General features: G+C 57.6%; 19 protein-coding genes and 1 tRNA gene. 7 read left to right on the top strand and 13 right to left on the bottom strand.

Annotated elements, in window-relative coordinates:
- Positions 1–14: 14 nt before the first annotated feature.
- From AC1ROI_RS02245 to AC1ROI_RS02220, 6 genes are all read right to left on the bottom strand, one after another.
- Positions 15–1,037 (bottom strand): ABC transporter permease, encoded by a 1,023-nt coding sequence (locus tag AC1ROI_RS02245; protein ID WP_010460851.1) that lies wholly within the window; start codon positions 1,035–1,037, stop codon positions 15–17.
- Entirely contained in the window at positions 1,037–2,098 is a 1,062-nt protein-coding gene (locus AC1ROI_RS02240; protein WP_010460849.1) for a microcin C ABC transporter permease YejB, read from the bottom strand. The genes AC1ROI_RS02245 and AC1ROI_RS02240 overlap by 1 nt, the downstream gene beginning before the upstream one ends.
- Entirely contained in the window at positions 2,098–3,966 is a 1,869-nt protein-coding gene (locus tag AC1ROI_RS02235) for an extracellular solute-binding protein (RefSeq protein ID WP_077747706.1), read from the bottom strand. The genes AC1ROI_RS02240 and AC1ROI_RS02235 overlap by 1 nt, the downstream gene beginning before the upstream one ends.
- Positions 3,967–4,101: 135 nt before the next feature.
- A complete protein-coding gene (locus AC1ROI_RS02230) occupies positions 4,102–4,383 on the bottom strand; it encodes a peptidylprolyl isomerase (protein ID WP_007912303.1) in 282 nt (93 codons plus the stop codon).
- 82 nt (positions 4,384–4,465) lie between these two features.
- Positions 4,466–5,347 carry an esterase/lipase family protein gene (locus AC1ROI_RS02225; protein WP_102599421.1) on the bottom strand — a complete coding sequence of 294 codons (882 nt, stop codon included), beginning with the start codon at positions 5,345–5,347 and terminating at the stop codon, positions 4,466–4,468.
- A gap of 289 nt (positions 5,348–5,636) precedes the next feature.
- Positions 5,637–6,725 carry a 3-deoxy-7-phosphoheptulonate synthase gene (locus tag AC1ROI_RS02220; protein ID WP_102594128.1) on the bottom strand — a complete coding sequence of 363 codons (1,089 nt, stop codon included), beginning with the start codon at positions 6,723–6,725 and terminating at the stop codon, positions 5,637–5,639.
- Between the two features lie 661 nt (positions 6,726–7,386).
- Here AC1ROI_RS02220 and AC1ROI_RS02215 point away from each other — a divergent pair.
- The 5 genes from AC1ROI_RS02215 (at position 7,387) to AC1ROI_RS02195 (ending at position 11,157) form a co-directional block, all read left to right on the top strand.
- Complete coding sequence (locus tag AC1ROI_RS02215) at positions 7,387–7,830, top strand: GNAT family N-acetyltransferase (RefSeq protein ID WP_010460839.1); 444 nt, start codon at positions 7,387–7,389, stop codon at positions 7,828–7,830.
- Positions 7,831–7,957: 127 nt separating this feature from the next.
- Positions 7,958–8,599, top strand: a complete 642-nt coding sequence (gene gacA, locus AC1ROI_RS02210) for a response regulator transcription factor GacA (protein ID WP_008015884.1) — start codon at positions 7,958–7,960, stop codon at positions 8,597–8,599.
- A gap of 2 nt (positions 8,600–8,601) precedes the next feature.
- Positions 8,602–10,425: an excinuclease ABC subunit UvrC gene (gene uvrC / locus AC1ROI_RS02205; RefSeq protein WP_010460831.1), complete on the top strand. Its 1,824-nt coding sequence runs from the start codon at positions 8,602–8,604 to the stop codon at positions 10,423–10,425.
- A gap of 32 nt (positions 10,426–10,457) precedes the next feature.
- Positions 10,458–11,018 carry a CDP-diacylglycerol--glycerol-3-phosphate 3-phosphatidyltransferase gene (gene pgsA, locus AC1ROI_RS02200; protein WP_010460829.1) on the top strand — a complete coding sequence of 187 codons (561 nt, stop codon included), beginning with the start codon at positions 10,458–10,460 and terminating at the stop codon, positions 11,016–11,018.
- Positions 11,019–11,081: 63 nt separating this feature from the next.
- Positions 11,082–11,157: transfer RNA gene (locus AC1ROI_RS02195), tRNA-Gly, on the top strand.
- Between the two features lie 475 nt (positions 11,158–11,632).
- Here the strand turns inward: AC1ROI_RS02195 and AC1ROI_RS02190 are convergent.
- The gene (locus AC1ROI_RS02190; protein WP_102594129.1) at positions 11,633–12,502 is read right to left on the bottom strand and encodes an NmrA family NAD(P)-binding protein; all 870 of its coding nucleotides are present in this window, start codon (positions 12,500–12,502) and stop codon (positions 11,633–11,635) included.
- Between the two features lie 114 nt (positions 12,503–12,616).
- Here AC1ROI_RS02190 and AC1ROI_RS02185 point away from each other — a divergent pair, with 114 nt between their 5' ends.
- A complete protein-coding gene (locus tag AC1ROI_RS02185; protein WP_102594130.1) occupies positions 12,617–13,537 on the top strand; it encodes a LysR family transcriptional regulator in 921 nt (306 codons plus the stop codon).
- A 30-nt stretch (positions 13,538–13,567) separates the two neighbouring features.
- Here the strand turns inward: AC1ROI_RS02185 and AC1ROI_RS02180 are convergent, their stop codons facing one another.
- The gene (locus tag AC1ROI_RS02180) at positions 13,568–15,391 is read right to left on the bottom strand and encodes an NAD(P)/FAD-dependent oxidoreductase (RefSeq protein ID WP_102594131.1); all 1,824 of its coding nucleotides are present in this window, start codon (positions 15,389–15,391) and stop codon (positions 13,568–13,570) included.
- Between the two features lie 243 nt (positions 15,392–15,634).
- On the opposite strand from AC1ROI_RS02180, the gene AC1ROI_RS02175 reads away from it, so the two are divergent.
- The gene (locus tag AC1ROI_RS02175) at positions 15,635–17,524 is read left to right on the top strand and encodes a sigma-54-dependent Fis family transcriptional regulator (RefSeq protein ID WP_102594132.1); all 1,890 of its coding nucleotides are present in this window, start codon (positions 15,635–15,637) and stop codon (positions 17,522–17,524) included.
- A gap of 161 nt (positions 17,525–17,685) precedes the next feature.
- Here AC1ROI_RS02175 and AC1ROI_RS02170 read toward each other — a convergent pair whose 3' ends face one another.
- The 5 genes from AC1ROI_RS02170 to AC1ROI_RS02150 form a co-directional block, all read right to left on the bottom strand.
- Complete coding sequence (locus tag AC1ROI_RS02170; protein WP_077747713.1) at positions 17,686–18,006, bottom strand: hypothetical protein; 321 nt, start codon at positions 18,004–18,006, stop codon at positions 17,686–17,688.
- A 116-nt stretch (positions 18,007–18,122) separates the two neighbouring features.
- On the bottom strand, positions 18,123–19,091 hold the full coding sequence (locus AC1ROI_RS02165; protein WP_102594133.1) for an EamA family transporter: 969 nt from the start codon (positions 19,089–19,091) through the stop codon (positions 18,123–18,125).
- 575 nt (positions 19,092–19,666) lie between these two features.
- On the bottom strand, positions 19,667–21,205 hold the full coding sequence (locus AC1ROI_RS02160; RefSeq protein ID WP_102594134.1) for a cryptochrome/photolyase family protein: 1,539 nt from the start codon (positions 21,203–21,205) through the stop codon (positions 19,667–19,669).
- 25 nt (positions 21,206–21,230) lie between these two features.
- Positions 21,231–21,536 (bottom strand): DUF6482 family protein, encoded by a 306-nt coding sequence (locus tag AC1ROI_RS02155; protein ID WP_010460813.1) that lies wholly within the window; start codon positions 21,534–21,536, stop codon positions 21,231–21,233.
- Positions 21,537–21,550: 14 nt separating this feature from the next.
- Positions 21,551–22,261 (bottom strand): SDR family oxidoreductase, encoded by a 711-nt coding sequence (locus AC1ROI_RS02150; RefSeq protein WP_077747716.1) that lies wholly within the window; start codon positions 22,259–22,261, stop codon positions 21,551–21,553.
- Positions 22,262–22,282: the final 21 nt, after the last annotated feature.

Genomic DNA, 22,282 nt, shown 5'->3' with positions numbered 1-22,282 from the left:
ATCTACAGTCCGCGTCAGGATCGGGGATCAAAGGCATCGCGCAACGCCTCGCCGATAAACACCAATAAGGAAAGAATCAGCGCCAGGGTGAAAAACGCCGTCAGCCCCAGCCACGGCGCTTGCAGGTTCTGCTTGCCTTGCCCGATCAGCTCGCCCAGCGATGCGCTGCCGGCCGGCATGCCGAAGCCGAGAAAATCCAGGGCCGTGAGGGTGGAGATGGCGCCGGTGAGAATGAACGGCAGGTAGCTCAAGGTCGCGTTCATGGCGTTGGGCAGGATATGCCGGACAATCACTTTTCGATCCGTGAGGCCCAGCGCCCGGGCGGCTTTGACGTATTCCAGATTGCGCCCGCGCAGGAACTCGGCGCGCACCACGTCGACCAGCGCCAGCCAGGAAAACAGCGCCATGATCCCCAGCAGCCACCAGAAATTCGGTTCGACGAACCCCGACAGAATGATCAGCAAGTACAGCACCGGCAGACCGGACCAGACCTCCAGCAAGCGTTGACCCAGCAGGTCGACCCAGCCGCCGTAATAACCTTGCAAAGCGCCGGCGGCGATGCCGATCAAGGCACTGACGAAGGTCAGCATCAACGCAAACAGGATCGACACCCGTGCGCCGAAAATCACCCGGGCCATGACGTCCCGCGACTGGTCGTCGGTGCCCAGCCAGTTGACGCTGGAGGGCGGGCTCGGCGCCGGTGTATTGAGTTCATAGTTGGGCGTGTCATCGCTGAACGGGATCGGCGGGAACAGCATCCAGCCGCCGTCCTTGTGAATCAGCTTTTGCACGTAGTCGCTGCGATAGTCAGCCTGGAACGGCAGTTGCCCGCCGAACTCCTGCTCGGTGTGGCGCTTGAATACCGGGAAGTACCACTGGCCCTGATAACTGACCACCAGCGGTTTGTCGTTGGCGATCAACTCACCGCCCAAGGTCAGCAGAAACAGGCCAATGAACAGCCACAGCGACCACCAGCCCCGACGGTTTTTCTTGAAGCGTTCAAAGCGGCGACGGCCTAACGGCGAGAGCTTGAACATCAGGCGTTCCTCGCGGCAAAGTCGATACGCGGGTCGACCAGGGTGTAGCAGAGGTCGCCGATCAGTTTTATCAAAAGCCCGAACAGCGTGAAGATAAACAGCGAGCCGAACACCACCGGATAGTCCCGCGACACGGCAGCCTCATAGCTCATGCGCCCCAGGCCATCGAGGGAGAAAATCACTTCGATCAGCAGCGACCCGGCGAAGAACACGCTGATGAACGCCTGGGGAATCCCCGACACCACCAGCAACATCGCATTGCGGAACACATGGCCGTACAGCACGCGTCGTTCGCTCAAGCCTTTGGCCCGTGCGGTGACCACGTACTGGCGCGTGATTTCATTGAGGAACGAGTTCTTGGTGAGGATCGTCAGCGTGGCGAAACCGCCGATCACCAACGCCGTCACCGGCAGCACCAGGTGCCAGAAATAGTCGGCGATCTTGCCCACGGTCGACAGCGATTCGAAGTTGTCCGACACCAGTCCGCGCACCGGGAACCAGTTCAGAGAGGTGCCACCGGCGAAGACCACGATCAGGAACATCGCGAACAGGAACGCCGGCATCGCGTAACCGATGATGATTGCCGTGCTGCTCCAGATGTCGAAATGGCTGCCATGATGCACGGCCTTGCGGATGCCCAGCGGGATCGACACCAGGTACGTGATCAGCGTCGCCCATAGCCCGAGGGAAATGGTCACCGGCATTTTTTCCAGGATCAGGTCGGTGACGGTGGCGCCGCGGAAGAAGCTCTTGCCAAAGTCCAGGCGCGCGTAGCTGGTGAGCATCAGCCACAGGCGTTCGTGTGCGGGCTTGTCGAAGCCGTACTGCTTTTCGATGTCCTTGATCAATTGCGGGTCGAGACCGCGACTAGCCCGGGAGGTGCCGGACATGGTCTCCCCGGAGCCGCCGCCGACACTGGCGCCACCGATGCCTTGCAAGTGCGCGATGGCCTGCTCCACCGGACCGCCCGGTGCAGCCTGGACGATGACGAAGTTGACCAGAAGAATGATCACCAGCGTCGGGATGATCAGCAGCAGACGCCGCAGTATGTAAGCCCACATCAATGCGGCCCTCCGGGTGTGCCACGGCGGATTTTTTCCGCCGTCATCTGCTGGTTGGTCAGCGGCGTGGTGCTCACTTCCCACCAGCTTTCGATGGCTTCGTCATTACTGGCTTGCTCGTTGGGCATGCCGAACCGGTTCCACCACACCGTTGAAGTGCCCGGCGGGTAATAGTTGGGAATCCAGTAGTAGTTCCATTGCAGCACCCGGTCCAGTGCGTGGGCGTAACGCAGCATTTCGGGCTGGGTGTTGGCGCGGACCAGGCCGTTGATCAGGGTGTCGACCGCCGGGTTCTTCAGCACCATGTAGTTGTTGGCGCCGGGGTCGTTGGCCGAGACCGAGCCGAAGTAGTTGAACAGCTCGCCACCCGGTGAAGTGGTGACCGGGTAGCCGGTGACGATCATGTCGTAATCGCGGCTCATCAGGCGATTCACATACTGGGACGCGTCGATGCGGCGGATGTTCAGGTCGATGCCGATCTGTTTCAAGGTGCGCTTGTATGGCAGGAGCAATCGGTCCATGCCGTTTTGGCTGACCAGAAAAGTGAAACTCAGCGGCGTGCCCTCGGCGTTGACCAGTTGGTCGCCGTCGGGTTTCCAGCCGGCCTGCTCGAGCAAGTCCAGCGCTTGCAATTGTTTGTCGCGAATCAGACCGCTGCCATCGGTTTTCGGCGCTTCGAAGACCTGGGTGAAGACTTCGTCGGGAATCTGCCCACGCAGCGGTTCGAGAATGGCCAGCTCTCCGGCGTCCGGCAGTTTGCGGGCGGCGAGGTCGGTGTTGGAAAAGAAGCTTTGCTGGCGGATGTACAGGTCGCGCATCATCTGCCGATTGCTCCACTCGAAATCCCAGAGCATGGCCAGGGCCTGGCGCACTCGGCGGTCCTGGAATATCGGTTTTTGCAGGTTGAAGACAAAACCCTGGGCCGATTGCGGAGCTTCTGTGGCCAGATGTGCTTTTTGCAGGCGACCGTCGCTCAGGGCCGGGCTTTCGTAGCCGATGGAGTAACCGGTCGCGGAGAATTCGCGGTTGTAGTCATAGGCGCCGCCACGCAGGACCTGGCGTGCGACGTCGGTATCGCCGAAGTACTCGATGCTGAAATGATCGAAGTTGTAGAGGCCGCGGCTGACCGGCAAATCCTTGCCCCACCAGGTGGCGTTGCGCTCGAAGGTGATGCTGCGGCCGGAGTCGACCTTGCCCACCTTATAAGGGCCGCTGCCCAATGGCGCCTCATAACCACCGCCATTGGCGAAGTCACGGGTCTTCCACCAGTGTTCGGGAAATACCGGCAACGTGGCGATGTCGAGGGGCAAGGTACGGTTTTCGTTGCTTTTGAAGTCGAACCGGACCGTTAGCGGCGCTTCGACTTCGACGCCTTTGACGTCGGCGAACTGGGTGCGATAGCGCAGGCTGCCCTGGGTCATCAGCAGGTCGAAGGTGTAGCGCACGTCCTGGGCGGTGATCGGTGTGCCGTCGGCGAAACGCGCCTTCGGATTCAAATAGAAGCGCAGCGACATACCGTCGTCGGAGCGCTCCATTTTCTGTGCCACCAGACCGTACACGGTATAGGGTTCGTCCAGCGAACGCTGGGCCAGGGGCGAGTAGAGCAAGCCGTCGATCTGCGTGACGCCAATGCCTTTGTCGATGTACGGCAATATATGGTCGAAATGCCCGATCTCGATGGCCGAGCGACGCATCGTGCCGCCCTTGGGGGCTTGCGGGTTGGCGTAGGCGAAATGACTGAAGCCGGCGGGGTACTTCGCCGGTTCGCCGTACACGGTCAACGCATGTTGCGGTGCAGCATTCACACCGACGGCACTCAACAGCAGGGCCATGGCAGTGAACAACAAAGTGGGGAAAGCCAGTCGCATTGTCAGCCTTAGAGCCGGGTGGTCGATAACCGCAATTTGTACGCTAGCGGCGCGTCCCTCGCCAGCCGTATTACGTATCCGAAACACAACGGCCCGCCAAAAGGCGGGCCGCTGTGCAGAATATCAGAGTGCTGATCAGTCCTGACGGCTGGTCACTTCCAGCAGGTGGTAACCGAACTGGGTCTTGACCGGGCCTTGCACCACGTTGATAGGTGCGCTGAAGACGACGGTGTCGAACTCCTTGACCATCTGTCCTGGACCGAACGAGCCGAGGTCGCCGCCCTGGCGGCTGGATGGGCAAGTGGAGTTGGCTTTGGCAACTTCGGCGAAATCAGCGCCGCCTTCGATCTGGGCCTTGAGTTCGTTGCACTTGTCTTCCGAGCTAACCAGGATGTGACGGGCAGTGGCTTTAGCCATGGAAAATTCTCCTTTCAATGTTCAGTAAAGTGCGGAGCCTACCGGATTCAGTGGCCTATTTCTCGACAAAGTTCCGGACAGATTATAGGCCGGCATTTCTCAGGCGCTCGGCATGCTGCACATACAAGGCAATCGGATCGATGCCCCTGCGCAGCGGGCCGGCGGTTTGACAGAGGCTGTCGAGATGATCCAGCGGATAGTCGGAACGGATGACTTTGCCTAAATGGGAGCTGTAGCGGCCCACCATGCCGTCATTTTGCTCTGCCTCGGTGGTGAAGTAGCGAGAGAAGGCCTGGAGGAAACCGTGCAGCGGACTGACCGCCCCCAGCCCTTTATCGAGAAGGTCACCCTGCAATGTGCCGCTCCAGGAGTAATAACGCACGCCGTTCACCAGTTCGCGCCCCTTGCCGCCCCAGGTTTTCGGCAGTCCTTGCGGGTATTTGTCGTTGAACGCGCCCACACCTTCGGTGGTCAAGGCGTTGAGCGCGGCGATGGCGTTCTGCGGCAAACGCTGATGACCGCTGAGCAACGACAGAAAGTCAGCAAACAGCGTGGCAACCGTGGCCGCGACGTGTTCCGGCAGGCGTCCCGGTGTGAGGGCCTTGCGCAGGAAATCGGCCAGTTCCGAGCCGTGGTTCGGGCCGCTGACCGAAGTCACCGACGCGACGATCTCCGGCGCGATGGCGGCGGCGTGACGTGCCGCGAGGGCACCCTGACTGTGACCGATCAGGTTGACCTGGTGGGCGCCGGTTCCTTCCAGCACCCGTTCGATCTGTGCCAACAGTTGGTCACCGCGCACTTCGTTGCTTTGGGTAGCCGAGAGGTGGGGGATGAACACTCTTGCACCGGCACTTCTGAGGGCCTGCTTGACGTCATGGAAGAGTTCGACTTTGCCAATGCGATCAAAGCCGAAGAGGCCGTGGATCAACAGGATTGGATACTGAGTAGTTGCATTCCGTAGCATGTTCATTCCTTTTTCGCGATGGTTCAGAGAGGTGAATATGGGCTCACTCTAAAGCACACCAGCGGCTCGGCGATGTATGAGGAATCCGCTGTAAGTTGATGAAAAAGGTATAGAAAACGTAGGAAAGTTCGAAAGAGCCTGAGGTCCCGTTCGGAATATTTGGACATCTTTTTGTCGCTCGCCGAGCGCATCAATGCAACGGCCTACTGTGTCAACGCCGTTTACCTGTCAACCGATTCGCTTTTCAGACGCCCAGCCCTCGAATCGAGGGCTGGAAGGTCGGCGGTGGTTATGCCGGTCGCTGAACGTCGTTCTGTGCCCGCAGCCGGTCGACGGCCTGTCGCAACAGGTGTTCCGTTCCGGTCCAGCCGAGGCAGCCATCAGTCACTGATACGCCGTAGCGCAGCGATGGGCTCAAGGGCTGGCAGCCTTCGAACAAATGGCTCTCGATCATCATGCCGATCAGCGATTGATCGCCTTGCAGGCGTTGCTCAAGCACATCGTTGAATACGGCGGGCTGACGAGCCGGGTCTTTGCCGCTGTTGGCGTGGCTGCAGTCGACCATGATCCGTGCGGGGATCTTGAGTCGGGTCAAGTCGCTGTTCACTTGGGCGACGCTGTCGCGATCGTAGTTCGGCCCGCGATGACCGCCGCGCAACACCAGATGGGTGTCGGGATTGCCAGGGGTTTGAATGATCGCAGGATGCCCCTGGCTGTCGACACCGAAATGACGATGCGGGTGGGCGGCCGAACGCATGGCATCGCTGGCAACGGCCACGCCGCCATCGGTGCCGTTCTTGAATCCGACGGGCATGCTCAGGCCGCTGGCCATTTCCCGGTGGATTTGCGACTCGGTGGTGCGGGCACCGATGGCGACCCAGCTCAGCAGATCGTCGAAGTAGCCGGCCGCCATCGGTTGCAACAGTTCGGTGGCAATTGGCAAGCCGAGGCGCAGCATTTCGCGCATCAGTTCACGGGACAGGGTCAAGCCGCCGGCCATGTCATCGCTGCCGTCAAGCTGCGGGTCGTAGGCCAGGCCTTTCCAGCCGACCGTGGTGCGGGGCTTTTCGACGTAGGCGCGCATCACCAGCAACAGCTGGTCGCTGACTTCGGCGGCGAGGCGAGCGAGGTGGGTGGCGTATTCGAGGGCGGACTGGGGATCGTGAATCGAGCAAGGGCCGACGATGACCAGCAGACGGGAATCTTCACCGTTGAGGATCGCGCGGACCGCGTCGCGGTGGGCGGCGACTTGCCGGGTCAGGGCGTTGTTGAGGGGCAGTTGCTGCTTGAGTTGCAACGAGCTGGGCAGACGCAGGGTCAGCGCTTCATTGGCGGGACTCAAGGTGGACAGCGGCAGAGCAGAGACGGACGAGTTCATATTCAGGCTTCCTGGGCTGGCGGCGGGTTCGTTCCCGCGCGCTCGGCCCTACTGGGGTGTTCGACAATTGGCCGGATTGGCTGCGTGTGTGTGCTTGCCACCTGTGGGTGACCGATCGGAGGCGGCAGGCTGTCCCGAGCGGAGGCTGCTAAATCGCCAGGCGGAAAAACTGTCGTAACGGTAATAGGTGGCGTAGTTCATTTCGTAAATCCTCTGGTTGTCTGGTGTGTCGCAAAAAAATCAGGAGCTGAAAAAACAAAACCCCCGGTCGGGAAGCCGACCGGGGGTTGAGAATTCTCTGGTGGCGACCCGTTTAAAGTGGGCGCCGTGTGGGTATCAGGCGCGCCAGTGGCTAAACCAATACCCAAAATAAAAGCTGACCGGAGCACAAACGTCAGTCGCCCGGGCAGCCGTAACCGAGCGCGAGGCGCTGGCGGTACGAAGCTGTGAGAGGGCGTTGAACATGGTCTGTCTCCGATGAATGCCCCGAGCTTACTAGAGGCTGGTGCGCGGTTTCAATCAGAAAATGCTATCGATGACCGATCACCTTTTCTATCGCTTGAGTGGTCGAGGTTTGTGACACACTTTGGGCGTCGCTCACGAGTGATGTCACAAGGGCGAACCATGACGACACTGATCGTTGGCACCTGCGGAGGTTTTAATGGCTTTTGACTGGCGCCCGGCAACATCCGGCGACCTTGATTTCGCTCGCGAACTGACCTGTCGCAACATGCTCCGCTATTACATTCAAAATGACCTGCTCTGGCAGGACGAGGCGTTCGATGTCGCCTGGGCCGGGCGCGAGAACTGGTTGATTGTCCGGGACGATGTCTTGCTGGGTTATGTGAGCCTCAGTCGCGACTCCAGGGCTTTGTATATCCGCGAATTGCACGTGCTGGAAGCGTTTCAGGGGCAGGGTGCCGGTTCCTGGGCGATCGATCAGGTATTGGCCATGGCGTGCAAGGAACGGCGTCCAGCATTACGCCTGACAGTTTTTGAAACGAATCCGGCCAAAGCGCTGTACGAGAGAAAAGGACTGAAGGTAGCCGGCCAAGACGAGTGTTTCCTGAGAATGCAGCGTGATCTCGATGAGCTGTATCGCTGAAACACGCTAGCGACAAGCCTTTCAAGATGTATTGAAACTTTTTATATAGCGCTTGCCGCTAGGTCTGCCAGTCGCTTTTTGCTAAGGTGTCCGGCAACCCAATAAGACCATATCGCGAGGTGTCTGCTTGATTAGGGTGCTAGTAGTCGATGACCATGATCTCGTTCGTACAGGCATTACACGAATGCTGGCTGACATCGATGGCCTGCAAGTAGTCGGCCAGGCTGAGTCGGGGGAGGAATCCCTGCTTAAAGCGCGTGAGTTGAAACCCGATGTGGTGCTGATGGACGTCAAGATGCCCGGGATCGGCGGTCTTGAAGCCACGCGCAAGTTATTGCGCAGTCATCCGGACATCAAAGTCGTCGCGGTTACCGTGTGCGAGGAAGATCCGTTTCCTACGCGGCTGCTGCAGGCCGGTGCCGCCGGTTATCTGACCAAGGGCGCCGGGTTGCCGGAAATGGTCCAGGCCATTCGCCTGGTGTTTGCCGGGCAACGCTACATCAGCCCGCAGATTGCACAGCAACTGGCGATCAAATCCTTTCAGCCGACCAACGATTCGCCCTTCGACGCGCTGTCGGAACGCGAGATCCAGATCGCATTGATGATTGTCGGCTGTCAGAAAGTCCAGATCATTTCCGACAAGCTCTGCCTGTCGCCCAAAACGGTCAACACTTACCGTTACCGCATTTTCGAGAAGCTCTCGATCAGCAGTGATGTCGAGCTGACGCTGTTGGCGGTGCGTCACGGCATGGTCGATGCCAGCCTCTGAAAATGACCGAAGTCTTTGATCCAGGCGCTTTTCTGTCGACCGTCAGTGGGCGCCCCGGCGTCTACCGCATGTTCGACAGCGATGCTCGCCTTCTGTATGTCGGCAAAGCCAAGAACCTGAAAAATCGCCTGTCGAGCTACTTCCGCAAGTCCGGTCTCGCGCCCAAGACGGCGGCGCTGGTCGCCCGTATCGCCCAGGTCGAAACCACCATCACGGCCAACGAAACGGAAGCCTTGCTGCTTGAGCAGACGCTGATCAAGGAGTGGCGTCCGCCGTATAACATCCTGCTGCGCGATGACAAATCCTACCCTTACGTCTTTCTTTCGGATGGCCAGTTTCCTCGTCTGAGCATTCATCGCGGTGCGAAAAAGGCCAAGGGCAAGTATTTCGGTCCGTATCCCAGCGCGGGCGCGATTCGCGAAAGCTTGAGCTTGCTGCAAAAAACGTTTTTTGTTCGCCAGTGCGAAGACAGCTATTACAAGAACCGCACGCGCCCTTGTCTGCAATACCAGATCAAGCGCTGCAAGGCCCCGTGTGTCGGGCTGGTAGAGCCCGAAGTGTATGCCGAGGACGTTCGCCACTCAGTGATGTTCCTTGAAGGCCGCAGCAATGCGCTGACCGACGAGTTGTCCGCGGGCATGGAAGAGGCGGCGATCAACCTCGAGTTCGAGCGCGCCGCCGAGTTGCGTGACCAGATTTCGCTGCTGCGTCGAGTCCAGGATCAGCAAAGCATGGAAGGCGGAACCGGCGATATCGATGTGATCGCTGCGTTCGTCAATCCGGGCGGTGCCTGTGTTCACCTGATCAGCGTGCGCGGTGGGCGGGTGTTGGGCAGCAAGAACTTCTTCCCTCAGGTCGGCATCGACGAGGACGTTTCCGAGGTCATGGCTGCCTTTCTCGGCCAGTACTTCATTACCAGTCCTGAGCGCGACCTGCCGAGCGAACTGATCGTCAACGTGGTTCACGAAGACTTTCCGACCCTCATTGCGGCCATTGAAGAGCTGCGCGGTCGCGAGTTGACCATCAGCCATCGGGTACGGGGTACGCGAGCACGCTGGCAACAATTGGCGGTCACCAATGCCGAGCAGGCGTTGGGCGCGAGGCTGGCCAACCGTCAACACGTCGCCGCGCGTTTCGATGCCCTGGCAGAAGTCTTGAACCTGGACGAGCCGCCACAGCGCCTGGAGTGCTACGACATCAGCCACTCCAGCGGCGAAGCCACCGTGGCGTCGTGCGTGGTGTTCGGTCCGGAAGGCCCGATCAAGTCCGACTATCGTCGTTACAACATCGAAGGCGTCACCCCGGGCGACGACTATGCGGCCATGCACCAGGCCCTGACGCGGCGCTTCAGCAAACTGAAGGACGGGGAGGGCAAGTTGCCGGACATTCTGCTGGTGGACGGCGGCAAGGGTCAGCTGTCGATGGCCCGCGACGTGCTCAATGAGCTGGCGGTGCCTGACCTGATTCTGCTGGGCGTGGCCAAGGGGGCGACGCGCAAGGCTGGTTTTGAAACCCTGTACCTCAACGACGCAGCTCACGAATTTACCTTGCGCGGTGATTCCCCCGCGCTGCATCTGATTCAACAGATACGCGATGAAGCCCACCGTTTCGCCATTACCGGGCACCGGGCCCGCCGTGGTAAAACCCGGCGCACCTCGACACTTGAGGGCGTTGCAGGCGTCGGACCGACTCGTCGCCGCGATTTGTTAAAACATTTTGGTGGATTGCAGGAGCTGTCTCGTGCCAGCATCGAAGAGATCGCCAAAGCACCCGGGATCAGTAAAAAGCTCGCAGAGTTGATTTATGCAAATCTGCACAGCGAGTAGAATGCCACCTCACCTCGTAGCCAGTTGTGCCGATGAATATCCCTAATCTGATTACCGTTCTACGCGTCCTGCTCATCCCGATCTTCATTTTACTGTTCTACCTGCCGTACCAATGGAGCTACATGGCCTCCGCTTCGGTCTTCGCATTTGCCGCCGCCACAGACTGGCTGGACGGTTATCTGGCCCGTCGTCTGGAGCAAAGCACACCATTCGGGGCGTTCCTTGACCCCGTGGCTGACAAGCTGATGGTGGCCGTTGCGCTGGTGTTGCTGGTGCAAGAACACGGCAACCTGTGGCTCACGCTGCCGGCGGCCGTCATCATCGGTCGCGAAATTGTCGTCTCGGCACTTCGCGAGTGGATGGCCGAACTCGGTGCACGGGCTCACGTTGCCGTGTCGAACCTGGGCAAATGGAAAACCGCCGCGCAAATGCTGGCGCTGGTGATCCTGCTGGCCAATCCATCGGACTTTACCTTCTGGGTCTTGATCGGTTATGCCTTGCTGCTGGTATCTGCCGGCCTGACATTGTGGTCCATGGTCCAATACCTGCGGGCTGCCTGGCCGCATCTGAAGACCGACGTGGAAAAGAAATAAAACTTTTTTGAATCAAAGGGTTGACGGGGCTTCTGGATTCTATAGAATGCGCCACACCAAGACGCGGGAATAGCTCAGTTGGTAGAGCACGACCTTGCCAAGGTCGGGGTCGCGAGTTCGAGTCTCGTTTCCCGCTCCAGATGTTGTTTTGCAGAGCTCCATTGAGCTCTGCAAATCTAGAAAATAGAGGCTTCGGCCTCTTTTTTCGTTCCGGCGAATTCTACCGAGATCTACCTGCAGCCACGAATTTTAAGTACATCAATAAGTACATTGAAATCCGGGCTTTGCTGATAGCCGTTTCCAGATAGATGACGCATCGCCGGACCCGTACATCTCTCACTCTTTAGCCTTTTTTAAGCGGACGCCCATTCCACAAGAATGCCGTCCCTATTTCGAGTCCTTCAAGGTCCAGGTCATTGCCAATATGTGGTGTCGCAGGAGCGCCAGCGGTTTGGGGATTGTATGCCTCCAGGCTTTCCGAACCTGATCACAGCCTGCTTTGCCAGAGTCTTGCCGGCGTACAGAAAATGATTAGGTGCAGAAAGTGGGGTTAAACGGCTTGGCGTTTCTCCAGCGGTTGCTACAAGAGATTGGGCTTGGGGAAGTGGCTTTACTTAAAGTTTGAAGACTTCCTTTAGCATCCCTTCCAAATGTTTTGGCTTACGGCCCAACAGTTTTTCAAGCGTACGACTGCTCTGGTCAAAAGCGCCATTATCGATGGCGTTACCCCAGCCGCTGATGAATTTCGCGACCGCAGTTGGCCAGCCTTCACTTTCCCGAGCTGCAATGAATGCTTCAGCGGAAATTGGCTGGTACTCAACGGGCATGCCCGTCAATCGAGAGAACCCGTCTGCGACATCCTGGAATGACCACGTCTGTCCTGCATTTAGCAAGCAGGTGCGGTTCTCGTACCCAGTCTGGGTGAGCAAGGCAGCACCCGCTTCTGCAAGCTCTGCGTAGGTGACTGGCCCAATTCGACCTTGGCCTGCTGGGACGCTGAAGCCTTCATTTGCCGCATTGGCACCGATGAAGAAGGGCAAGTCGTCGGCGTATAACGGATGTTGAATAATCGTGTACGTGAGACCCGACTTTTCAAGAAGTCGCTCGGTAGCAATATCGCTCTCCGTCACCCCTTCAATAGGTGCCAGCTCATCGTTGATCCGTTGAATACTGGTGTAAACCACATGGCGAACACCCGCCCGGCCGGCAGCAACGATCACGTTTGTATGGTGGGCAACACGATCACTGAACGCAACGGCTGATACCAGGTAGATTTTTTCAACTCCTTCGAATGCCGCCACCAACGAATCGTAGTCGGTGTAATCCCCGTAGCGCACTTCTATGCCTAAGGCAGCCAGAGGCTCAGCCTTTTCAGTATCACGTGCCATTGCCACAACATTTGATGCCGGGATTTTTTGTACCAGTGAACGCAAGACTGCATTGCCCAATCTGCCTGTCGCGCCAGTAACTAGAATTTTTGTCATGAGTCTTTGCTTTCCAATCGTAATGATCCGGTAGGCACAATCATGACCAAAGCATCAGGGATAAATTAGTCTCCAATCGGTAGAATCACCTTCAACCAAAAGTTGGAGATGACCATGGAAACCCTCGGCAATCTGGAATCGTTCGTTCGCGCCGCGGAGGCCAGCAGCTTTTCCGAAGCAGCCAGGCGTATGGGGATTTCCGCTGCTGCCGTGAGTAAGAATGTGGCACGGCTCGAAGCCAATTTAGGCACCCGACTCTTCCAGCGCAGCACAAGAAGCCTGACCCTCACTGAGGCAGGAGAATTGTTCTACCAGCAAGTCTCGGGCAGCGTCGAAACCATCCAAGGTGCTATCGCGCAAATAGGTGATGCCCGAGAAGTCCCGGCAGGGCGATTACGGGTCAATTTGTCTCCGTCTTTCGCTTACGATTATGTCCTGCCACTACTCAAAAGTTTCAAACAGCGTTACCCCGAGGTAGTTCCGGACTGGCACTTGGAAATCCGTCGCGTCGATTTGATTGGTGAAGGTTTTGATGTGGCCATTGGTGGCGGTATTGAATTATCTTCGGGAATCGTAGCGAGAGAGTTGGCCAAACTTCATCTTGTCGCTGTTGCAGCTCCGCAGTGGTTGGAGGGGCGGACAATGCCCGTTGTTCCTGGCGATTTGCAGGGGGTGGATGGCATCGTAATGCGTTCGACCAGCACAGGGCGTTTGCTCAACTGGACACTTCGGGATGCTGGAGAAGGGCGGTTTGATGTCAACCTGAAACCGACGGCGATAATGAACGATCCAGAAGCATTGTGTAGCTGTGCATTGATGGGGTTGGGTGTCGGGCTGGTACCGATGGAGCGCGCGTGGCCTTGGTTGCAACGCGGTGATCTGGTTCGTTTGTTACCGGATTGGTATGTGGATCTAGGTGTCGTTTCGGTGTACTTCTCGTCCCGAAAAGCTTTGCCGGCCAAAACACGAGTGTTCGTGGATTTTCTGCTGGAGCATTTTCAAGGATCGCTCAGCCAGCGTTTCCGTGCCGATTGAGCGCCCAACCTCGGTTGGGCGCCTTCTGACTCAGCCAGTGTGATGACTCTTTGCAAGGCCGTAGATGGATGTGTCGATGCCTTCGAAGCGCGCCTTTAACTGCAACGCCAGATACAGCGAATAATGGCGTGACTGGTGTAGGTTGCCACCGTGGAACCAGAGGTTTTCCTGCTGTGTGGGCTTCCACATGTTGCGCAATTCGCCCTCATAAGGACCAGGATCATTCGTGGTTCCAGACCCCAGTCCCCAGCAACGGCCGACCTTGTCAGCGACTTCCTGGGAAATCAGCTTCGCCGCCCACCCATTCATTGAGCCATAGCCCGTGGCGTAGACGATCAGATCTGCAGGTAGGCGGCTGCCATCGTTGAGGACGACGGCATCTGCTTCGATGCGTTCGACACCCAGGCCTGGCGCGCTTTTGAGCTTGATCGTGCCGTTAGCGATGAGTTCGCAGGCGCCGACGTCGATGTAGTAACCAGAACCACGGCGGACGTACTTCATGAAAAGGCCAGATTCGTCATCACCGAAATCGAGCATGAAGCCGGCCTTGGTCAAACCCTCGTAGAAGTCCTTGTCACGCTCCTTGATCGCCTCAAAGATCGGTTGATGAAAGCTTGGCATTACCTTGTAGGGGATCGAGGCGAACAGCATGTCGGCCTTGTCGGTGGTCAAACCCGACTCCAAGGCATCTTCGGAGTAGAGCCCGCCGAAGACGAGATCCATTAAGCTGTCAGAGCGCACGATGTGAGTACTGGAGCGCTGCACCATGGTCACCTCGACACCGTTCTCCACCAAGTCGGCGCAGATATCGTGAGCAGAGTTGTTGGCACCGATGACAACCGCGCGCTTGCCGCGCCAGGCGTCCCCGCCTGGGTGGCGGCTGGAATGGTGCTGCTGGCCATTGAAAATCTCAGCACCCGGGTAAACAGGAACGTTGGGGACGCCAGACATGCCAGTGGCGAGGATCAACTGGGTGGGCTGTAAAGTCACACGCTCGCCATCGCGCTGCACTTCAACCTTCCAGGTGCCACTTTGCTCGTCAAAGTTGGCACTCACGCATTCGGTACGCGGCCAATAATTGAGCTCCATGACTTTGGTGTACATTTCCAGCCAGTCTCCAATCTGGTCTTTTGGGGTGAAGACTGGCCAGTGATCGGGGAAGGGCAGGTAAGGCATATGGTCGTACCAGACAGGGTCGTGCAGGCACAGCGACTTGTAGCGACCGCGCCACTGATCTCCAGGACGCTCGGCTTTGTCGACGATCAGAGTTGGCACGCCCATTCGCTTGAGCCGCGCAGCGAGCCCCAGCCCACCTTGGCCGCCACCAACGATCAGGCAGTAAGGTTGGGTGGTAATGCCTAGCGAAGCTTCTTCATCTTGGCGACGCTCTAACCAGTTGCGTTTGTCGGCGTGGGTGTGACCATGACTTGCACCCATTGGACGACGGCGGCCACTGGGTTCTTCAAAGCCTTTGAGCTCGCGCATGGCTGTCAACAGCGTCCAGCACACACCGTCTTTTAGGCGAACGTAGCCTTTACCTCGCGCCGCTTCGGTTTCCAGGCTGATCCAACCTTCGAGCACACCGTCATTCAGCGTCGCTTCACCTTCCAGTTTCCATCGCTCAGGACGAGTCTGGTCGAGGCGTGCTTCGAGCATGTCTCGGATGGCAGGCTTGCCTTCGAGTGTCACCAGGTTCCAGCTGAAAAGTAGCAGGTCACGCCAGTGACACTCTTCGGCAAACAGTTCCAGTACGCCGTCCACATCACGTTGGGCGAGACGCTCGCCGAGGTTTTCGACCCAGGCCGCGAGTTGAGCAGTTGGCGTGTGCAGAGGTGTTTCAACAGCGATGTTCATGGGGCTTCTCCGATCTTGTTGTTTTTGTACAACTTGCCCCTGAGCAAGGCTCGGGCCACCTTCGCGAAAGCCCCATTGCAGAGCGGCTGCTGCGGTGTTGCTCAGGCTTGGATTCGCAGATCTGTCACGATTCTGGAAATGGTGGATGACAGAGTGTCACTCGGTGCAAAAAGCGCTGGTTGCGATCTTTTCATATAAGCTGCGAACAGACCCGTGTCCTAACCGTAACGGAGAACAAGAATAATGAAGCCGGCCTTGATCAACGCCCATGCACAACAAGTGCTGCAAGCCGTGCAGGGTACTCACGCCACCCATGGCCCTATTGCTGACTTGGCCATCACACGATCCTGGCGCCGGTGCCTGGATCAATATCAGCTCGATCCTGCCAGTCGCCGCGCACCTAACGTGGTTGAGCATCCACGCTTGCAGGATCACCGCGCGCCACTGGAACACATCATCGCTGTGGCTCACTGGCAGATGAGCAACCTGCACCAACAGCTCGGAGGTGATGGCCACGTGGTGCTACTCACCGACGCTCGCGGTGTGGCGATCGACAGCGTGTTCAATGACTCCGAACGAGCCGAATTGCAGCGTTCCGGACTGTGGCTCGGTTCGGTATGGAGCGAGGATTGTGAGGGAACCAACGGTGTCGGCACCTGCCTGGTCGAGCGACAGCATGTCACTATCCGTCGTGATCAACATTTCCGTGGCAAGCATGCCGGCTTAACCTGTTCGGCCAGCCCAATATTTGATGCGAGCGGAGAGTTGCTCGCCGTTCTTAACCTCTCTTCTGTGCGAGAAGAACAAGGTCTTCAGCAGCACTTCAAAGCAATGGCATTGACCAACCTGACAGCCCATTTGATCGAGAGCTGTTATTTCCTGGGGCATGATCCGCAGCGATACTTGCTGCGCTTCCACCCGGAGTCCGGCTACGTCGGGCTATTGGGGGAGGGGTTGCTCAGTTTCGACGAGAGCGCTTGTATCTGTTCAGTCAATCATGCGGCGCTCGAGCTGCTGGGCCTCAGCCGTGAGCAGGTGGTTGGGCAATCTCTGACGATGCTGTTGGAGACACCTCTCGATCAGGTGATGAGTCAGGCCAGCTCGCAGCCAAGTGTCTGCTGGCCAATGCGGCTGCTGGACGGACGCCAGCTCTACGGACAGTTGCGAGAACCCTTACGCCGAGTGCCTTCCGGCACTCCTGCAATCCCCAAAATTGACGACGGGCAAGTGTGTCTCGAAGATCCGCGCTTGCAACGCGGCTTTGCTCGCGCATTGCGTGTTTTGGAGCGTGACGTACCCGTGTTTTTACAAGGTGAAACCGGTACAGGCAAAGAAGCTTTTTCTGCTGCGCTGCATCGCGCCAGCTCCAGGGTTAGCCAGCCGTTTGTAGCGATCAATTGCGCGGCCATTCCAGAAACGCTGATCGAGAGCGAGCTGTTCGGCTATCACGGCGGCAGCTTTACTGGCGCACGCAAGGACGGAATGATCGGTAAGCTGGAGCAAGCCCATGGCGGCATTCTATTTCTCGATGAGATCGCCGATATGCCCCTGGCGTTGCAGACTCGCCTGCTGCGGGTGCTGGAGGAACGTCAGGTGGTGCCCCTAGGCGGAGCGACGGCACGTCCTCTCGATATTCGCCTTATCAGTGCCAGCCACCAGGATCTGCACACCTGTGTGGTCGAAGGGCGTTTTCGCGAAGACTTGTTTTATCGCATTGCCGGTTTCTCCGTGCAGCTCCCACCGTTACGTGAGCGTTCAGACAAGGGTCGTTTGCTCGACCTTCTACTGCGCGAAGAGACAAAAGATGCAAGGATTCGGCTCGAGGCCGGAGTTAGAGAGCGTTTGCTGACGCATCCTTGGCCGGGTAATGTCCGGCAGCTGCGTACGTGTTTGCGCACACTGATAGCGTTGTCGATGGAGGCACGTGTCACTCTGGAGGACTTGGCGGAGTTGCTACCGGCCGTTCCAGCCGTGTTAGCCGAAAACCCACTTGGAGTGTCCGAACGGCAGACACTGCTAACGTTGATTGAGGCGGAACATTGGCACATCGCTCATGTCGCCGCCCGCCTGGGGATCAGCCGTAATACGCTCTACCGCAAACTGCGCCAGCATGGTATTTCGCGCCCCGGTTGAATGCCGAACCGCTGTGTCTGACTGACGTCTTGAAGGATACCGGCCAAGTGATGTCGGTTTGAGCGGGCTACAACCCTGACCGGGGCGCCGATAGTCGTGTCGAAGGCGTGCTCAAATTGGCCACTGGCATCACCACTCAGATATTGACCTTGAACCGGCAGTTATTCGGCTTCATGAAGCGAGCTGAACCACTCCGCATACGGAGTATTCGTCACCCGGTACCTGTTGAGGTCAGGACTATCATCTTCCCACCAGACAGGGCCCCGTTCACCGAGCGCTACCTTGGCCTTTTGCACCTTTTCCCGAGCCAGCTTCGTTTGCGATGCGTCTCCCGAAGCCTTAGCTTTCTTCACCTCACGTCGAGCTGCCATGAGCTCATCTACGAGACTCTGCCGCACATCCTCCTTAAGCGATGGATTAGAACATCGCCACAGCTGCCCTTTGACAACAAAGTAACGACCGTCAGGTGTTACTGGGTTCATTCCACACCTCCGATTTTCCAAAGGGCGCTCGTTCAATGAAGTCACAATGGATGACTACCTAAGTTCTCGGGTAGGACGGCGGTTACGTTGTTTAACCCCAAGCAGTATCCCTGCTATTAGCACTGTGCCCGTCGCGCTTTTTCGTCAGCCTTGATAGCTGATGTGCGATACGTCAGCAAAACGATACAGGTGACCACAATCACCCCACCCAGAACCTGCCCCGCACTGAGCATCTGATCCAGCACAATCCAGCCCATCAGCAGCGTCGCCAGCGGCTCGATGTTCATCACCGGCGCATTGCGTGGCATGTCCAGCCGAGGCACCAAAATAAACAGTGCGATAAAACCCGTGCCGTACAGCACCACCAAGGTGGCAAGGGCCAACCATCCGGTTGACGTCGCGGGCAGATTTAGTCCGCCTGGAAGGGCGCCAGCCAACCCCGCAAGATTGACGCTGCCGAATACGATAAAAATGGTCAACAGACTGCGCACCGAACCACGTACCTGAGACAACTTGTGGTCAGTAATCCACAGCGCGCATGCGAATACGCTGGCGGCGCAGAACGCGAACACGACGCCCAGCAACCATTCTTGGCTGACGTTGGTCGTGGTCGACACACGCCTGGGGACATCCAACACAAACACCAGCCCAACCAGAATCAAACCCATCAACGTAGCGGTGCGTGCAGTCGGTCTCGGGCCACCCACTACCCAGGTGAGCAACGCCAGCAAGATAGGAAACACGTTGGCCACCAGCAACGCCAGCGCCACTGGGATCCGTGCTACAGCGGAGTACAGACACAGGCTCTGCACGGTAATCAGAAGGCCCAACAGCAACTGCCAGTGCCAGGTACCCGGCGGCGGACGCAGACTTTGTTTTTGCCACAACACCAGGATGGCGAGCACCAGCAAGGTCCCGCCAGAACGCATCAAAATCGCCAACAACACACCCGCGCCATCATCAAAAGCGACCCGTGCCGCCACATGGTTACCGGCGAACGCGCAGCCCATGCACAAAAGTATGATCACGGCGAGATGGCGGGGGAAGGGCGGCGGTATGGTTTGGGCATACGTAGGGCGGGGCATGGCAGGTCTCGAAGAGTGATAGGCCGACTCAGGTGGCGGGGGCATTTTTATAATGTTGTCGTACAACTGGATTGGTTTGTATCGTATTCGAGTAGGCCGGGCAAGAGGGTTTCGAGCGTTGCAGGCTCTGGTATTGCGTTGGAGGGGTGATTTTTGCTTCTTTGGTTAATGATTGGAGATCGTATGACTAGGGTGCGCAGGCCTATTCCGACCATATTTTTGCTGGTTATGGCGATAAAAATGTTCGGCCAGACGAGAGCCTTTCAGGCCCTCTCCAATTGGCATACATCTTTAAACTAGCTATTCGCTTGAGGACTTGCTTGTCCGTTGCTTACCTTGAACCGATCCACGCTGCTCGACGCAAAGCGTGAGTTCCATGATGGCGGCCTCAAAGGCAAGCTGGTTCTGATAGATCTTGAGTAGCAGGGAAGGGAGCAGATCTGAATTTGGCATCGCGAATCCTCCGTCGAAGAGATCGGCGTAGCAGCACGAAAGTTTTTAGGACTGGAAGATCTTTCTAGTAGGGCAGAGCAATCCGCAGACCGCACAGGTTTTGATCGGTAGTTCACTCTTCTTCAAAACGACTCCCCCGCATCGATTTTGGCGAGCAGTTTCTGGCCACGATCCCAGAGTGCTTGCTGCTTGGATTCAGTCATACGATCGAGGTTTTTATAGACCATGCCCATGCGCTGGTTGCTGCGCAAAAGGTCGCCGTGACGCATTAGAAAATGCCAGTAAAGCGAATTGAAAGGGCAGGCGTCGTCCGTCGTGCTTTCACTGACTTTGTACGCGCAGTTACGGCAGTAGTCGGACATACGCTTTATATATTGGCCACTCGCGCAGTAAGGCTTGGAGCCCAGGTAACCACCATCGGCATGCATGACCATGCCCAATGTATTGGGTAGCTCGACCCAGTCGAATGCGTCCATGTAGATCGCCAGGTACCAGTCGCAAATCTGGCTCGGTGCGATGCCCGCCAGCAACGCAAAGTTGCCGGTGACCATCAACCGTTGGATATGGTGGGCGTAGGCATATTTCAAACTTTGGCCGATCGCCTGGCCCATGCAGTTCATCTTGGTGTCGCCTGTCCAATAGAACTCTGGAAGCGGCCTGCTGTTGCCAAACAGATTGCCGCCGGCGTAGTCGGGCATTTTCAGCCAGTAGACGCCGCGTACATATTCACGCCAGCCAATGAGTTGACGGATAAAGCCTTCGGCAGCGTTTAATGGAATGCTGTGCGCCCAGTAAGCAGCCTCGACGTCGCTGCACAATTGACGCAGATCCAACAGGCCAATATTCAGCGCGGCGCTGATCCGCGCGTGGAACAGGAAGGGTTCATCACTGGCCATCGCATCCTGGTAGTCGCCGAAGGCTGCCAGACCCCAGTCAAGGAAGTAGTCCCACAGCGCTTGGGCATCGGCGTGAGTCACCGGGTAGTCAAAGGTGTCGAGGGCGCCGTAGTGGCTGGAAAAGTTTTTTGCAACCAGCGCCAGCACGTCCTGAGTGATGGCATCGGCCGAAAAACGGAGGGGTGAGGGGGCTCTAACGCCTTTAGGCAGTGCCTTGCGATTTTCGGCATCAAAGTTCCAGGCGCCGCCGACCGGGCTGCCATCGCCGTTGAGCAACAAGCCACTCTTGCGTCGCATCTCGCGGTAGAAGAACTCCATGCGCAGCTGCTTTTTGCCTTCGGCCCAGGATGCAAATTCGAATCGGGTGCAGTAAAAACGGGTATCGGTATGCCACTGAATCGCCAAGCCGCAATCTTTGAGCGACTGCTCCAGGCGCCAGTCACCGCATTCTGTCAGGTGCAACTCATCCGGCTGCAGCAGCGACTGCCAGCGCCGTAACTCGCCCGGCACCGAGCCGCTATTTTGCGGATCATCGAGCGTGACGTATTGCACGCGAATGCCACGCTGCTGCAATGCCTCAGCAAAATGGCGCATGGCACTGAAGATCAGTGCGATTTTTTGCGGGTGATGGGGCACATGACTGGCTTCCTCCATCACTTCGACCAGTAAAACCGTATCACGCTCGCTGTCCAGCCCCTTCAATGAGGCCAGGTCAAAAGACAACTGGTCGCCCAAAACCAGGCATAGTCGGTGAGTCTTATTCATTCGACAGAGTCCAACGGAAGGTGACTCACCAAGGCGCAGTCAGCGAGAAAGGAATGCGTAACGGCTCAATGCGCCCTTCACGTGAGCCGCACATCTCGTCATGGACGCACTGCTGCACAAGCACGCAGGGGAATGGCGGGACAAACTGCAACAACTCACGCAGGTGATTGATGGAGCGAAGGTGCATAGGCTTCGCTGTATCGTCCAGCAACGTGAACTGGCCGTGATCCAGCCCGACTCGCGCCAGATAAAAACCGCCTTCCAGAGACAGCAGCTCCAACTCTCGTACTTCGCCATTGGCGGCCCGTTCGGTCAACGCTTGCAGATTCAAGGTTCACTCCCTGCCTACCACGGTAGGCGTTCTCCGTTATAAGCAAAGAAATTGCCGCTGTCGGCAGGCGCCAAGCGATCAATCAGTGATAACAATTCGCGGGCAGCGAGGCTTGCAGGCCTGGCGGCAGAAGCGCCTTTAAAGGGCTGGGACAGGCCCGAAATGACCGTGCCTGGATGAAGACTCAGCAAACGGGTCTGAGGGCGTGTTCGGGCTAGTTCAATCGCAGCCGTTTTAATCAACATGTTCAACGCTGCCTTGGAGGCGCGATAGGCATACCAGCCGCCCAGACGGTTATCGCCAATACTGCCCACCTTGGCGGAGAGCACTGCCATTGCGCCGCGAGGGTCAAGCAAGGGCAAGAAGTGACGCAAAATCAGTGCAGGCCCGAGTGTGTTGACTTGGAATATCGCCTGAAGCGCATCCGCTTCAATAGAGGTGTAACTTTTTTCAGGTTTGATGTCTTCGCGATGAAGCAGACCGGCAGCATGCAAAATCAACTGATACGGGGCTTCTTCGGCTAATTCGGCGGCTGCGCTGGCGATGCTGTCGGGCTTTTCCAGATCCAATCCTGGAGCACTATTGCGCCCCAGCTCACGAACAAACGAGCATCGTGGATCTTCGTTGAGCAACTCACAAAACGCCGCGCCGAGCGCTCCACTGGCGCCTATCACCAAGGCGCGGTAGCCGTAGCCGAGTGAGTTCATCTCAAAGGAACTGTTCATTTTGCCTCTCCCACACCTTGT

The organism is Pseudomonas sp. GW823-FHT02C02, from assembly GCF_058797635.1.
This window is presented reverse-complemented; position numbering and strand designations above follow the sequence as displayed.